At 60.8% G+C, this 15323-nt stretch carries 13 protein-coding genes; 7 read left to right on the plus strand and 6 right to left on the minus strand.

Translation table 11 applies throughout. The annotated features are described in order from the left end of the window. The first annotated feature begins 31 nt into the window (after positions 1-31). The 6 genes from WMO45_RS12685 (at position 32) to WMO45_RS12710 (ending at position 5976) form a co-directional block, all read left to right on the plus strand. The gene (locus tag WMO45_RS12685) at positions 32-919 is read left to right on the plus strand and encodes a cell division protein FtsQ/DivIB (protein ID WP_349141216.1); all 888 of its coding nucleotides are present in this window, start codon (positions 32-34) and stop codon (positions 917-919) included. Continuing rightward, positions 897-1649 (plus strand): DUF881 domain-containing protein, encoded by a 753-nt coding sequence (locus tag WMO45_RS12690; RefSeq protein WP_349141218.1) that lies wholly within the window; start codon positions 897-899, stop codon positions 1647-1649. The genes WMO45_RS12685 and WMO45_RS12690 overlap by 23 nt, the downstream gene beginning before the upstream one ends. Further along, positions 1649-2035 carry a small basic family protein gene (locus tag WMO45_RS12695; RefSeq protein WP_349141220.1) on the plus strand — a complete coding sequence of 129 codons (387 nt, stop codon included), beginning with the start codon at positions 1649-1651 and terminating at the stop codon, positions 2033-2035. The genes WMO45_RS12690 and WMO45_RS12695 overlap by 1 nt, the downstream gene beginning before the upstream one ends. Positions 2036-2097: 62 nt before the next feature. After that, the gene (gene ftsZ, locus WMO45_RS12700) at positions 2098-3213 is read left to right on the plus strand and encodes a cell division protein FtsZ (protein WP_349141221.1); all 1116 of its coding nucleotides are present in this window, start codon (positions 2098-2100) and stop codon (positions 3211-3213) included. Positions 3214-3546: 333 nt separating this feature from the next. Next, complete coding sequence (locus WMO45_RS12705; protein WP_349141233.1) at positions 3547-4470, plus strand: magnesium transporter CorA family protein; 924 nt, start codon at positions 3547-3549, stop codon at positions 4468-4470. 141 nt (positions 4471-4611) lie between these two features. After that, entirely contained in the window at positions 4612-5976 is a 1365-nt protein-coding gene (locus WMO45_RS12710; protein WP_349141222.1) for a citrate/2-methylcitrate synthase, read from the plus strand. Positions 5977-6018: 42 nt separating this feature from the next. On the opposite strand, the gene WMO45_RS12715 is transcribed toward WMO45_RS12710, so the two are convergent. The 5 genes from WMO45_RS12715 to gdhA all read right to left on the minus strand — a co-directional run bounded on the left by WMO45_RS12715 (position 6019) and on the right by gdhA (position 12073). After that, a complete protein-coding gene (locus WMO45_RS12715) occupies positions 6019-7563 on the minus strand; it encodes a hypothetical protein (RefSeq protein WP_349141223.1) in 1545 nt (514 codons plus the stop codon). Further along, on the minus strand, positions 7556-8041 hold the full coding sequence (locus WMO45_RS12720; RefSeq protein WP_349141225.1) for an RNA polymerase sigma factor: 486 nt from the start codon (positions 8039-8041) through the stop codon (positions 7556-7558). Before WMO45_RS12720 ends, WMO45_RS12715 begins: the two co-directional genes overlap by 8 nt. Before the next feature lie 99 nt (positions 8042-8140). Next, the gene (locus WMO45_RS12725; RefSeq protein WP_349141227.1) at positions 8141-9724 is read right to left on the minus strand and encodes an NAD(P)/FAD-dependent oxidoreductase; all 1584 of its coding nucleotides are present in this window, start codon (positions 9722-9724) and stop codon (positions 8141-8143) included. Between the two features lie 98 nt (positions 9725-9822). Next, positions 9823-10071 carry a hypothetical protein gene (locus WMO45_RS12730; protein WP_349141228.1) on the minus strand — a complete coding sequence of 83 codons (249 nt, stop codon included), beginning with the start codon at positions 10069-10071 and terminating at the stop codon, positions 9823-9825. A 646-nt stretch (positions 10072-10717) separates the two neighbouring features. Next, a complete protein-coding gene (gdhA, locus tag WMO45_RS12735; RefSeq protein WP_349141229.1) occupies positions 10718-12073 on the minus strand; it encodes an NADP-specific glutamate dehydrogenase in 1356 nt (451 codons plus the stop codon). A 317-nt stretch (positions 12074-12390) separates the two neighbouring features. Here gdhA and WMO45_RS12740 point away from each other — a divergent pair, with 317 nt between their 5' ends. After that, entirely contained in the window at positions 12391-12990 is a 600-nt protein-coding gene (locus tag WMO45_RS12740) for a cytidylate kinase-like family protein (protein WP_349141230.1), read from the plus strand. Between the two features lie 52 nt (positions 12991-13042). Here the strand turns inward: WMO45_RS12740 and WMO45_RS12745 are convergent, their stop codons facing one another. Beyond that, complete coding sequence (locus WMO45_RS12745; RefSeq protein WP_349141232.1) at positions 13043-15130, minus strand: ATP-dependent helicase; 2088 nt, start codon at positions 15128-15130, stop codon at positions 13043-13045. Positions 15131-15323 lie beyond the last annotated feature (193 nt).

The raw sequence follows: 15323 nt of genomic DNA on the forward strand, positions 1-15323 counted from the left end.
TACAACGATAACAGACAGGAGACCGGTAAGAATGGCGGCGAGAAGGAACAGACGTGGACGGCGGCGAAATCGGGGGCGCTTCGGCGCGCTCTATAAAGTGCTGTCTGCACTGGTCATCGTCGCCGCCATTTTGGCCGGCTGCGTGGTGTTTTTCCGGGTGAACACCGTGCTGGTGGACGGGCAGTGCCCCTATACCAAGGAAGAGATCATTGCAGCTTCCGGCGTGGAGCAGGGGGACAACCTGTTCGGGCTGGATAAAGGCCGGATCAGCAGCCGGATCTATACCCAGCTGCCCTATATTGACGAGGTCTCCATCAATTGCAAACTGCCCGACACACTGGTGTTCCGGGTGAGCCAGAGCATTCCGGTGGCCTGCCTGAAAAGCGGCGGCAGCTACTGGCTGCTGGATACCAAGTGCAAGATCCTGGAGAGCGGGGACGCCTCTCTGGCGGAGGGACGGGCCCTGCTCTACGGTTTGGAAGCGGTAAATCCGACGGTGGGCAGTGTGCTCACCGTGGCGCCGGAGCAGCAGGAAAAACTGGACCGGCTGCGGGCGTTTCTGGCGGCCATCCGGGAGCGGCAGATGACCGGGAGCATTACCAGCTTCATCGATCTGACCTCAGACAATGAGATCCGGTTCGGATACGGGGAGAACCTCACTGTGGTGATGCCGCTCAACGGAGATTTTACAGAAAAGACCTACGATCTCAAGCGGGCGCTGGAGACCATGGATGAGCGGGGCATTACCCGCACCGGCACGCTGGATCTGAACTACGAGACCCGGGAAGGACATCTGCTGCCCGAGCGATGGCTGCCCACCACGTCGGCGGACTCGGTTCCGGCCACGCAGAGCAGTCCCGCGCCGGACGCGGAAGGGAAAGAAGAAGGCGAAACGAATGAAGCGAATCAAACGCAATAAGGGAGAACTGGCTGTGGTGGTGGTGTGCGCCGTGGTGGGCTTCCTGCTGGCGGCCCAGCTGCGCAGTGTTAAGCTGTCCGGTGCGGCAGACGCCACCAATGCCACCCGCCTGGAGACCCTTCAGAATCTCTACAATGAGCTCAACGACCAGAAAGAAGGGCTGGAGAGCCAGGTCAAACAGCTGGAGAGTGAGTTGGCCCTCTACCGGGAGCAGGCAGCCTCCGGCGAGACGGGCAGCGAGGCTCTGAAGACCGAGCTGGAGCAGCTGGAGATCACCGCCGGGCTTACCGATGTGGAAGGACCGGGGGTGAGCATCATCCTGGAGGACTCCAGCTCCGTCAATGTCACCGGAGATGAAGCCGATTACCTGATCCATGACAATGACATTCTTTCCGTCATCAACGAGCTGCGCTCCGCCGGGGCGGAGGCCATCTCCCTCAACGGGGAGCGCATCCTGGCCACCAGTGAGGTGCGCTGTACCGGAGCGGTGGTGACGGTGAACGGCAGACGGTATGCCGCGCCCTATGTGATCTTTGCCATCGGGGACCCGGACACGCTCTACAGCGCGCTCACCATGCGCAACGGCGTGGTGGATGTGCTCAGCCAGTGGGGCATCACCGTCAAGGTGAGCACCAGCGATCAGCTGCTCATCCCCAAGTATAACGGCACGGTGGAATACCGCTACGCCAAGCCCGCATCCACCGATGAGGGCGAAGAGGAGGTGGGCTGATGTTGGAGATCGTCGGTCTGATCGTGGGACTGGTCATCGGGATCTTCTTCCCCTGGACCATCCCCAGCCAGTGGACCCTCTATGTAGCCACCGGACTGCTGGCGGCGCTGGACTCCGCCCTGGGCGGACTGCGCGCCCGGCTCAAGGGGGAGTTCAAACTGGATGTGTTCCTTTCCGGTACAGTGGGGAACGCCGCCATCGCGGTGTTTCTGGCCTGGCTGGGCCAAAAGCTGGGGATTCCCCTCTACCTGGCTGCCGTGGTGGTCTTTGGAACGAGAATGTTCCAAAACTTTGCGGAAATCCGGCGGGAACTATTGACCTCTAAGCAAAAGAGAGCTAAAATAAATCAAGATATTGTCTTTCAGGAGAAAGAGAGCACAAAATAACTCCCTTTTTGACAGGATCCGTGCGTATCTCACGAAATTCGTTTCACATAGGAGGAGCAGTTATGGCGTTTGGACTGGACACCGGTCCCGATAATGTCGTTACCATTAAGGTCATCGGCGTCGGAGGGGGCGGCAACAATGTGGTTAACCGGATGGTAAAATCCGGGACCAAGGGTGTGGATTTCATCGCAGTCAATACGGACAAGCAGGCGCTTGCCGTTTCCAGCGCAACATTCAAGATCCAGATCGGTGAGAAGCTCACCGGCGGACAGGGTGCGGGCAGCGACCCGGAGGTGGGACGCAAGTCCGCCGAGGAGAGCCGCAGCGCCGTGTCCAAGGCCCTGGAGGACGCGGACATGGTGTTTATCACCGCCGGCATGGGCGGCGGTACCGGCACCGGCGCGGCCCCCATCGTGGCTGATATCGCCAAGGAGATGGGCATCCTTACCGTGGGCGTGGTGACCAAGCCCTTTAACTTTGAGGGCCGCCGGCGTATGCTCCAGGCCGAGAAAGGCATTGAGGAGCTGCGTACCCGGGTGGACAGCCTGGTGATCATCCCCAATGAGCGGCTGAAGTTTGCCACCGATCAGAAGATCACCTTTGCCAACGCCTTTGAGATCGCCGACGATGTGCTGCGCCAGGCGGTGCAGTCCATCTCCGACCTCATCAAGAACACTGGCTTCATCAACCTGGACTTTGCCGACGTCACCGCCGTCATGAAGAACGCGGGCATGGCCCACATGGGCGTGGGCCGGGCCGGCGGCAAGAACAAGGCCGAGGAGGCGGCCAAGATGGCCATTTCCAGCCCCCTGCTGGAGACCTCCATCAACGGTGCCAAGGGCGTGCTGGTCAACGTCACCGGTTCCATGGATATCGGACTGGAAGAGGTGGAGACCGCTGCCAACTTGGTGCAGCAGGCCGCCCATCCCGACGCGCTCATCATCTTCGGCGCTGCCTTCGACGATACGCTGGAGGACGAGATCCGCGTTACGGTCATTTCCACCGGCTTTGAAGAGCGGGAGGACAACATGCCCAGCAAGCCCTTCACCGCTGCCGGCGAGCGGAAAAACGACGGTAAGTCGCACCTTTCCGCGGAGACAAAGCCCGCCGCACCGGAGGAGCCCGATCCTCTGGATCTGGACGATATCTTCAAGATCTTCAACAACCGCGGCCGATGAACATACGCGCCCCGCAGAGAATCCTTCTCTGCGGGGCGTTTTTCGTGCACAATCCGTTCTTGCAATTTGGCCGTGCGGGGCTTATAATAACAATGTATCTGTAAATCATAAAGGAGTGATATGCGCCGTGAGCGGTGACCCTCTGAGTCGAAAATGCAGTAGTTTCTCCAGCGCGGCGCATGGGCTTGGTGACTGATCGGAGCAGACGGTCGGACCCGCATGCCTTTGTCGCCGCTTGGTCTGTGTCGGGACATTCCCCGGCAGACGGCAAAGACAATATGGCGCGCGGGGATTTTTATGCCTATTTTCCCCGCCGGGAAAGGCGTGATTCATTTGCTCTCCATCCATAAGACGATCAATGGAAAAATGACCCGGCTGGACTCCGTCCAGGACGGCTGCTGGGTCAATCTGACTTACCCCAGCGAGGATGAACTCAATACAGTGGCGGTGACCTTGGGGGTGGAGCCCTCTTTCCTGCGGGCCGCGCTGGATGAGGAGGAGACCTCCCGCATCGACACCGAGGATGGCCAGACGCTCATTATCATCGATGTGCCCGCGGTGGAGAAGGACGACGCGGTGGTCTACTCCACCCTGCCCCTGGGCATCATCGTGACAGAAAAGCACATCATCACCGTCTGTCTGAAGGAAACTTCTATCCTCAAGGATTTTCAAGACGGCCTGGTCCGCTATGCCGAGACTCAGAAGCGCACCAGCTTTATTCTCTATATGCTCCTGCAGGTGGCCAAGCGCTTTCTGCAATACCTGAAGCAGATCGATAAGATCTACAACTATATGGAGCGCCAGCTCTACAAGTCCCAGCGGAACAAGGAGCTCATCCAGCTGCTGGATCTGGAAAAGTCGCTGGTTTACTTCAACACCTCCCTGAAGGCCAATGAGGTTACCCTGGAGAAGATCCTCCGGGGCCGCATCATTACCCTTTATGAGGAGGACCACGACCTGCTGGAGGACGTGCTCATCGAGGTGCGCCAGGCCATCGAGATGGCCAACATTTACTCCTCCATTATCTCTGGCATGATGGACGCCTTTGCCAGCGTCATCTCCAACAACCTGAACGTGATCATGAAGGTGCTCACGTCCATCACCATCCTGCTTACCATCCCCAATATTTTCTTCAGCTTCTATGGTATGAACGTGCATGGGCTGCCGCTGGATCAGTTCTGGTGGTTCCCGCTGGCACTGTCCGGACTGGTGATCCTGGTGACGGCCATCATTCTGAAAAAGCGCGATCTGTTTTGAACGGGCGGCGGACGTTGGTCCGCCGCTCCTTTTTTGCCTGAAGACCTTCTGACAAGCTTCATATTTTGGTAACAATTTCATGTTAAACTAGATGAAATCAACTTAGCAAGGCATACGCGCAAGAGAAGAAGGAGGGTTTCCATGGCGAGCAATCCCAATTATTGTGACATCACACCGGAGATCGAAGACCTGGCGCAGCAGGCGCTGCGGAACAACGGGATCGATCCGGACGATTATGTGAGATATGATGTAAAACGCGGTCTCCGGGATCTGAACGGTAAGGGTGTTCTGGCCGGATTGACCGAAATTTCGGATATTGTGGCCAAGAAGGTGGTAGACGGGGTGGAGGTACCCTGCGACGGCAAGCTTTACTACCGCGGGATCGATGTGGAGCAGCTGGTGGAAGGGGCCCTGAAAGAGGGACGCTTCGGGTTTGAGGAGACCGCCTATCTGCTGCTGCTGGGGCATCTGCCTGACCGGGAGGAACTGGACAGCTTTACCCGGCAGCTGTCCTATTACCGCTCCCTGCCCAACAACTTTGTGCGGGATGTGGTGCTGAAAGCCCCCAGCCAGGACATCATGAATTCTCTGGCCCGCAGTGTGCTCAACCTGGCCTCCTACGATGACCGCTGCGACGATATCACCCTGCCCAATGTCATGCGTCAGTGTGTGCAGCTTATCGCCCTGTTCCCCATGCTCAGTGTGTATGGCTATCAGGCCTATACCTACAAAAGCGGCAACAGCCTGTACATCCATGCGCCCCGGGCCGAGCTGTCCACGGCGGAGAACATCCTCTCCCTGCTGCGGCCGGACTCCTCCTATTCCTTCTGGGAGGCCCACGTGCTGGACATCTGCCTGACCCTCCACGCCGAGCACGGCGGCGGCAACAACTCCACCTTTACCACCCACGTGGTCACCTCCTCGGGTACCGACACCTATTCCTGCATGGCGGCGGCTCTGGCCTCCCTGAAGGGGCCCAGGCACGGCGGTGCCAACATCAAGGTGGTGCGCATGTTTGAGGACATGAAGGAGCAGGTGCGGGACTGGAAGGATGAGGACGAGGTGCGCCATTACCTCCGGGCCCTGCTGGACAAGAAAGCCTTCGACAAGGCAGGCCTCATCTACGGCATGGGCCACGCGGTCTACTCCCTGTCCGATCCCCGGGCCAACCTGCTGCGTTCCTTCGTGGAGAAGTTGTCCCGGGAAAAGGGCCGCAATGAGGAGTACGAACTCTATTCCCTGGTGGAACGGCTGGGCCCCGAGGTCATCGCCGGAGAGCGGAAGATGTATAAGGGCGTGTCTGCCAACGTGGACTTCTATTCCGGCTTTGTCTACCACATGCTGGATTTGCCTCTGGAGCTCTATACTCCCATTTTCGCCATGGCCCGTATCGCGGGCTGGAGCGCCCACCGCATCGAAGAGCTCATCAACATGGGCAAAATCATCCGTCCCGCCTATAAATATGTGGGGACCCATACGGATTATGTACCCATGCAGCAGCGCTGAAGCAAAGAAAAAGCGCCGCCCCTCGGGGCGGCGCTTTTTTGTCTATTCTGTGAGGCGTCTGACCTCCAAGTAGTACCGGTCTTCCGACGAGTCCAGCGTGACGGTGTTCACGCCGGTTTCCAGGTCAAAACCGAAGTTCTGCCGGACGATCTTGATGAGCCCACGGTCCTCCAGCGTGGCACTCTGCGATGTGCAGGCCAGGTTGGAGCCCAGCTTTGGCACCAGATCGTAGCCGTACACCCCATGGTTTCTGGTGTTGGCGCAGGCGTAGTCGAAGCTGCCCGCCTTGGCAAAGGAGGCCTCCACCGTGACGCTTCCCCCGGCGGGGACGGTGACCTGGGCCGATACCCAGCTTACCCGGTCCATGTAGAAGCTCTCGCTGATAAAGTCCTCCATGCAGCCGGTGCCGTTCCACTCCGACCGGTTTTCCGGCAGACCGCTCTGGTAGAACCGGTCCAGGATGGCCCGGTAGCAGGTCTCGAAGTCCAGGCCCACATATCGCTCGTCGTTCTCATCCATGCGCCGGGCCAGGGCGTCGGTCAGAATGGTGCGGAATATGGTGTCCAGATCGCTCTCATACCGCGTCACGGTAACTCCGCAGTTTTCCAGGGTGGGAGTGTCCGCGTCAAAGCCGCCGGTGACGTATCCGCCGGTGGTCAGGTCGGTCACATCCGCTCCGAGGACCAGCAGATAGCGGCTGTCTCCGTACTCGGGGTCTTCCGGACCCGGAATGGAGAAGTCCTGCACCATCGTCCCTGCCTCCCGGTCAAAGGAACCGCCCTGGAAACCGTAGGACAGCACGGCTGTCTGGTCATAGTCCAGCTCCAGATCGACCCGGATGGAGGGATTGGGGGCCTCCTCGCTTTCCGCCGGCCCATAGGGATCGGTAAAGGCATAGATGATCACCGGGATGCCGGCGGGATCGCGGAGCGGATTCAGAGCCGCTTGCAGGTAGTTTCCGCCGGAGAGCAGGTCGCGATAGTCCTCCCAACTTTGAGCGGTGTAGACCGGCCACGTGCCGCCCACCGCCAGGGTGGTGTCCAGCTCTGCCCCGTCCAGCCGCAGGGTGGGCAGGTACTGGGACAGCTCATCCAGAGCGGCGGCGAAGGGGTAGTACACCGTCACGTCCTGGTCGGCATCGCTGTGATTGGTCAGGGTGTAGGAATCGGTCACCAGAAGGTCGGTGGAGGAGCTCCAGTAGCCCCCCTCCTCCAGATACTCCGACTCTACCCACTCCGGTTCCCAGGGGGCAAAGTCCAGGGTGGTGTGACGTTCCGCCGTAAGGTTGTCGTTTGCTTCCCCCAGAGTCAGGGGAAAGATGGGCCCGGCATAGGACATGAAGGCGGAGGCCTCATCATGTCCGCCGCCCCCTCCGGAACGGCCTCCGATCTGCAGCAGGGGAAGCGTTCCAGTCAATACGCCAGCCCCCAGTGCGGATACGACTGCCAGACAGGCGCACGCCCCCATCCAGGGTTTTATACGCCGCCGGGGCCGCTTGGCCTCCCCGGCCATGGCCGCGATCCGCGCGCGCAGCTCCGGGGAAGCGTGAAGGGCATCCAGTTGAGCTATATAATCTGATTTATGCATCCTCAAAGCCTCCGATCATCCGCGCACGGAGCGCTTGCCGCCCCCGGGAGAGCCAGGACAGCACCGTGTTTCGCTTGGTACCTAAAATCTCCCCGATCTCTTTGGCGGTGTAGCCCTCAAAGTAGTGCAGGTAGATAGCGTTGCGGTAGGGCTCCGGCAGAGCGCGCACCTCGTCCAGTACCGAGCCGTCTGCCCCCGGTGGGGCGGGAAACTGAGGTGGCAGTGGTACCTCCTCCGTCCGCTTGGCCCGGCGGAGGTTTTTGCACTTGTTGATGGCTACCCGCAGCAGCCACGCCTTCAGGTGCTCCCCGTCGGCAAAAGCCTTGCCGCTGCGCAGCAGGGCCTCAAAGACCTCCTGGGTCACATCTTCCGCGTCCTGCACCGTGGGAGCATTGTGACAGGCCGCCCGGTAAACCGTATCCAGATAGTGCTCCATTGCATAGGAGAAAGGGGCGTCCCCCCGGAGCTGCATGGCCATGGCTCTCTCTCCTTTCTGTCCCTAACACACCTGAGATGGGCGGATGATTGCATCAGGGGCGAAAAAATGCCGCCGCAGCATGCGGCGGCATTTTTGTCCTTACGGCTGTCCGGCTACCGCTTCGGCGACCCGGATGCCGTCCACGGCGGCACTTGTAATGCCCCCGGCATAGCCGGCCCCCTCGCCGCAGGGATAGAGCCCCCGGACAGTAGACTGGAAGTCCTCCCCACGCAGGATGCGCACCGGGGAGGAGGAACGGGTCTCCACACCGGTGAGCAGGCTGTCCGGGGCGGCAAACCCGTGGAGCTTGCGGTCAAACACCGGCAGGGCACCCCGGAGGGTGTCGGTGATGTAGCGGGGCAGGCAGCGGTCCAGATCGGCCGGGACCACGCCGGGCCGGTAGGTGGGCTCCACCGTGCCCAGGGCCTTGGAGGCCTGATGGGCCAGGAAATCCTTCACCGTTTGGGCAGGGGCGTGATAGTTCCCACCCCCCAGGGTAAAGGCGGCTTCCTCCCACCGGCGCTGGTACTCCACCCCGGCCAGGGGGTGGTCCGAGCCAAAGTCGGCAGGATTGACCCCCACCAGGAATCCGCCGTTGATGTTTTTCCCGTCCCGGGCGCGATGGCTCATGCCGTTGGTCACCAGCCGCCCCTCCTCCGAGGCGGCGGCCACCACCTGACCACCGGGGCAGACGCAGAAGGTGAAGGCGCTGCGGCCGTTTGGCAGGTGACAGGCCAGCTTATAGTCTGCCGCGGGCAGTTTTTCCCAAGCTGGGCCAAACTGAGCCAGAGAGACGGCGGCCTGGGGGTGCTCGATGCGCACGCCGATGGCAAAGGACTTCTGCTCCATGGGTACCCCGGCTTCGTGCAGCATCCGGAAGGTATCCCGGGCGGAGTGGCCGGGGGAGAGCACCAGTGCGTCACAGGGCAGCGCATAGGCTCCCTGGGGGCACTCCACGCTCAAGCCTGCCACCGCCCCGTCCCGGAGGGTGAGGCCGGTCAGCTTGTGGCCGAAGCGCACATCGCAACCAAGGCGGATCAGTTCCAGCCGGATGTGTTTCACTACATCCCGCAGCACGTCAGTGCCGATGTGGGGCTTGTGCTGGTACAGAATGTCCTCCGGGGCTCCCGCTGCGACCAGCTCCCGGAAGACGGTGGAGATCCGTGGATCGTGGGTGCCGGTGTTCAGCTTGCCGTCGGAAAAGGTGCCCGCGCCCCCCTCACCGAATTGTACGTTGGAGGCCGGGTCCAGCACGCCGGTGGACCAGAATTGTTCCACATCGGCGGTGCGCTCCTCCACCGGGCGGCCACGCTCCAGCACGATGGGGGCCAGGCCGTTCCGGGCCAGAAACAGGGCGGCGAACAGTCCTGCCGGGCCCATGCCAACCACCACCGGCGGCAGGGAAGAGGTCCGACGAACCGGGGGAAAGACATAGGGTGCGCTCTGGTATAGGCTGACGTTTTTGTCCCGGCAGCGAGCCATGATCCGGGCCTCGTTCTCCACCGTCACATCCACGGTGCAGACATAGTGGACCTGGCTTTTCTTTCGGGCGTCGATGGATTGCCGGGCCAGGGTGAGTGCGGTAATGGCGTCTGGTTTCAGGCCAAGAGCGCGGGCGGCCTTCTGACGCAGCTGCGCCTCGCCCCCGTCCAGGGGGAGGGCGATATTTTGAATACGGATCATAATGTGTCCTCAAATCTCACAGAATGAGGGTATTATACCATAAAACAAGAAAAAGGACACCCCCGGTGATGAGAGTGTCCGAAAAAAGACTTCCGCGTTCAGTTGTGCAAGGCGGTCAGGACCAGGACCAGCAACAGCACTGCGATGAGAATTACAGCCGCTGTCTGGACGACCCGCATGATCTGCCGGCCTTTCTGTCCCTTTTTGCTGCAAACAAACTGGGTGATGCCGAGGAGGGCAAACAGAACGGCGGCAAGGACGTTATATCCGATGACAATGCCGCTGCGCTTCATAAACACATTGTACAGCGCAATAAAAAGCCAAAGAGCGGAGAGTATGAAGTACATGCTGTCGCCACTCCTTTCGTATGAGCTGTCTCTGTGGAGTGCCTCCATTTTATCATGAACTGCCGACCGACACAAGGGAGGGCGCGGCAGTGCCGCGCCCTCCCTGAAAGGTCCGGTGTATAGTTTTGGTATCCGCTTAGTAGGAAACGCCCTGCCACACCATGGCGTCGGCCCACCCCCAACATACGGGGTATGTTGGGGCCCACGATGTTTGGATCTGCTCGGGCGGAATGAATCCGCCCGGCATCAAGGTTTTGCCTGTCGGCAAAACGCTTGTACGACGCGCATGCGCCGCCCCATCCCGAATGGGGCCCCGGTGGCCGACGCAAAGGGAGGACGCGGCAGTGCCGCGCCCTCCCTGAAAGGTCTGGTGTATAGTTTTGATATCCGCTTAGTAGGAAACACCCTGCCACACCATGGCGTCGGCCCATCCCCAACATACGGGGTATGTTGGGGCCCCCGATGTTTGGATCTGCTCGGGCGGAATGAATCCGCCCGGCATCAAGGTTTTGCCTGTCGGCAAAACGCTTGTACGGCGCGCATGCGCCGCCCCATCCCGGATGGGGCCCCGGTGGCCGACGCAAAGGGAGGACGCGGCAGTGCCGCGCCCTCCCTGAAAGGTCTGGTGTATAGTTTTGGTATCCGCTTAGTAGGAAACGCCCTGCCACACCATGGCGTCGGCCACCTTCAGGAAACCGGCGATGTTGGCGCCGGCCACCAGGTTGCCGGGCATGCCGTATTCCTCGGCGGCCTTGGCGGCGCTGTGGTAGATGTTGCGCATGATGCCGTGCAGCTTCTCATCCACTTCCTCGAAGGTCCAGCTCAAGCGGATGGAGTTCTGGCTCATCTCCAGACCGGAGGTGGCGACACCGCCGGCATTGGCGGCCTTGGCGGGCCCAAACAGCACGCCGTGCTCCTGGAAGTAGGCCACAGCCTCGGGAGTAGAGGGCATGTTGGCGCCCTCCGCCACGGCGAAGCAGCCGTTGGCCACCAGCGCCTTGGCGCCCTCCAGGGGCAGCTCGTTCTGAGTGGCACAGGGCAGGGCGATGTCACAGGGAACGCTCCAGATGCCCTGGCAGCCCTCCACATACTTGGCGGTAGGAACATACTCCAGGTAAGTCTTGATGCGTGCACGCTTGACTTCCTTGATCTGCTGAATGACCTTGTAGTCGATGCCGTTCTCATCCACGATGTAGCCGTTGGAGTCGCTCATGGCCACGACCTTGCCGCCCAGCTGGGTGGCCTTCTGGTTGGCATACGTGGCGACGTTGCCGGAGCCGGAGATCACCACGCGCTTACCCTCGAAGGACTTGCCGGCGGCCTTGAGCATCTCATCGGTAAAGTAGCACAGACCGTAGCCGGTGGCCTCCGTGCGGGCCAGGGAGCCGCCGTAGCTCAGACCCTTGCCGGTGAGCACGCCGGTGAACTCATTGCGCAGACGCTTGTACTGGCCGAACAGGAAGCCGATCTCACGGCCGCCCACGCCGATGTCGCCGGCGGGCACATCGGTGTCCGCGCCGATGTGGCGCTGCAGCTCAGTCATAAAGGACTGGCAGAAACGCATGATCTCGCCGTCGCTCTTCCCCTTGGGATCGAAGTCGGAACCGCCCTTGCCGCCGCCCATGGGCAGACCGGTCAGGGAGTTCTTGAATACCTGCTCAAAGCCCAAAAACTTAATGACGGACAGGGTGACAGAGGGGTGGAACCGCAGGCCGCCCTTGTAGGGGCCGATGGCGGAGTTGAACTGTACCCGGTAGCCGCGGTTGACCTGCACCTTCCCGGCGTCGTCCACCCAGGGCACCCGGAAGAGCAGGCAGCGCTCGGGCTCCACCATACGATCGATGACGCCGGCCTTCACCAGGTCGGGCCGCTGCTCTACCACGGGCTGGAGGGACTCCAGCACCTCGCCCACCGCCTGAAGAAATTCAGGCTCATGGGCGTTCTTTCTGCAAACCTCATCGTATACGCCCTGAAGATAGGAATTAGTGAAAGTAAATGCCATGTTGCCAGACTCCTTTATGCGGCGGGGCCGATGGGACGGACCGGCCGGAATTTGGTTCCATTGGATCCCAATGGAACAGCACTTTGCTGTGTTGAAGCTATTATAATCGGATTTGGTTTTGAATGCAAGCAGAAAATATAAAATTGCAAAAACGACGGAAAAGAGCCGGAAAAGCCGGAGCGGTTTGCACCGATTTGACTGCTTGCATGCAAATGCGCAGAAAAAACGAAAGGGGGTGATATTGTCCGCCAGAGAAAAACAGCTTTGACGAACCTGACGGGGTGTATTATAATAAGGACAGAAGGGGAGGTGTCCTTATGAAACACGTTGTTATCACCATTGGGCGCGAGTATGGTTCCGGCGGGCGTATCATCGCCAAGCGTCTGGCGGAGGAGCTGGAGATCACATTTTATGATAAGCAGCTTATCGCTGCTGTGGCCAAGCGCACCGGTTTTTCCGAGAATTTTGTCCGCAATGCCGAGCATCAACGCCCCACCAACAGCCTGCTCTATGACCTGTATACTGCTGTGCAGACTCCTTCGGTACCCGATCAGGTGTTCATTGCCCAGGCAAAGATCATCAGAGAGGCCGCAGAAAAGGAATCCTGTGTGTTCGTAGGACGCTGCGCCAACTACATCCTGCGGGAGGAGCCCCGCTGCCTGAGCGTGTTTATCCATGCTCCCATGGAGGAGCGGGTGCGCCGGGCCCGGGAGGAATACGGCGTACAGGAGAACAACCTGGAGGCCTATGTGGTCCGCCAGGACAAGGCCCGCGCCTCTTATTATAATTACTTTGCCACCGGCAAATGGGGCCAGTGCCGGGAGTACGACCTGTGTATCAACAGCAGCATTGGCCTGGATACCGCGGTGGAGATCATCAAAGCCGCAGCGCTGGCCAAAGCTGCAAACGGATCTTGAATGGTAGAAAACGCACCGGGCTGCCGCATTGCGGCAGCCCGGTTTTGTTTTGTCAGGCCAGGCGGATCAGACCCTTGCGGACGCAGGCAGACAGATCCACTTTTCGGACGCCGGCCTGCTGGAAGGCGATGACGCCGATGCTGCCCGAGCGGCTCTGCAGCCGGCCGGGGCCGAAGGTGCGGTGCACCACCGCTGTGCCGGGCTGGTACTCCTGCTCCAGGGCGGCGGCGTCCGGGCCGGGCGCGGGAGCAGGGGCGTTCTCTATCCGCCGGGGCTGTCCCAGAAACTGTTCCACAAAGGTGGCCGGCGGCGCGCTGTCCCCGAACCGGGCGGCGCAGGTGATGAATTCCAGCTGCCGTCTGGCCCGGGTGACCCCCACGTAGAAGAGCCGCCGCTCCTCCTCCAGCAGGGTCTGGTCCTCTGCGGACAGATCGTTGCCTTTGCAGGGGTCTACCGACGGGAAAAGCCCGTCCATCACATCGATCAGGATGACCCGGTCGTACTCCAGACCCTTGCTGGCGTGGATGGTGGAGAGGAGGAAGGGACAATCCGGCCGACTTTGTCCGTGCTCCACCACGTCCCGCAGGGTGTCCAGCCGCTCCAGCAGCTGGCCCAGGCCGGGCTCCTGCCGGGCCAGGGAGAGCAGCAGATCCACCCGGCTGCGATCGCCGCCCTGGCTGGAGAGGTATTCCCCGTATCCCATATATTTGACGATGCGCTGCAGCGCCCCGAAGCTGGAGCGCTCGGCCAGCTTGGAGAAGTGGGTGCGCAGGGCCTTGAGACGCCCCACCTGCCACCCGTCCAGACCGCCCCCGTCGATCAGCGCGTCCAGCACCGGAGCCCCCTGGGGGACCCGCTGCAGCCGATCCTGGAGTACGGCGCGCTTGATGCGCACATCCAACTTATAATAAAAGCGGAGAAAGCGCTCCCGGTCACTGCCGTCCAGCGCGAAGCGGAGCATGTCGCTCAGGTCCCGCACCACCGGGCTGGTGAAGAAGAAACTCTCCCGCTGCCGGCAGGCGTAGGGCAGTCCCCGCCGCTCCAAAAGATCGATCAGGGGGATGGCGCTGTCGTTGTTTCGGTAGAGGATGGCGGTGGGGCGGCTGCAATCCGAAGCCACCTGGGCCAGGTACTGGTATTGCTGGCTGTAGTCCTCCAGCGTGATGCGCCGCACCTCGGGCCCGGCCGGGCGGGCCGGGCGCATGTGTTTGGGGTGCCGGCTTCCGTTGCGCTGGATGAAGGCGTCCGCCTTTTCCACGATGGCTGCGCTGGAACGGTAGTTGGTCTCCATCAGCAGCACCTGCCCCTCGGGATAGACCTGTTGGAACTCCAGCAACGCCTGGGGCCAGGCGGCGCGGAAACCGTAGATGCTCTGGTCCTCGTCCCCTACCATAAAGAGGTTGCGGCTCCGGGCGGCCAGCAGGCGGAGAATGGCGTGCTGGATTTTAGAGGTGTCCTGGGCCTCATCCACACAAAAATAGGAATAGCGGCTCTGAAAATGGGAAAGAATATCCGGGTAGCGCCGCAGGATCCGCCAGGCAAAGAGCATCTGGTCGTCATAGTCCATCTGGCGGTTGCGGGTCAGATAGTCCCGGTAGCCGAAATAGACCGCGGGGAAGTCCACCCCATCCATCCGAATGGCACGGACCTCCTCGTCCCGGAGCATCATGTTTTTACAATAGGTGATCTTGGTGCGCACTTCCCGCACCTCCTGGTCGCCCGGCCACTCTGCCCCGTGGGACTGCATCAGCCACCGCACCAGAGCGGACAGCTCACTCTCACCGGTGACCAGCGCAAAGGGCTCCACACCGTGGGAGCGGGCGTACACGTGGATGATGGACTGGCACAGACCGTTGATGGTGCGGAAGGCCAGCGCCTCCCCGTATTCCGGTCCGAAGAGGGCGAGAAACCGGCGCTTCATATCCCCCGCAGCCGCTACGGTATAGGTAACGGTCAGGATACTGCCCGGGCGTACCCCAAGACAATAGATGAGATAGCCCAGCCGTGTGACCAGCGTGGTGGTCTTGCCGCTGCCCGGTACTGCCAGCAGCAGGGTGGGCCCCTGTGCCCGGAGAATGGCCGACTCCTGCTGTGGGTCGGGCGTAAGAGAGAAGGTCTGCTTGAATTCGGGATAGGTCATGCATCTGCCTCGCTTTCCTGGTACGTTTCAGACTAACCCCTCGAAAAAAGAAAGTCAAGCGGGGCGGAGAAAAGAAAATCCGAAAAAACTGAAAAAAGGTGTTGACAAAGGGAGAAAAAGCTGGTATTCTATCTGAGCGCCTCACGAGAGGGCACTGAAAACTGAGAAATTGAGGAAGAGACCGAGGTAGAAC

It is taken from the genome of Flavonifractor hominis (genome assembly GCF_040095835.1).
Lineage (GTDB): Bacteria > Bacillota > Clostridia > Oscillospirales > Oscillospiraceae > Flavonifractor > Flavonifractor hominis.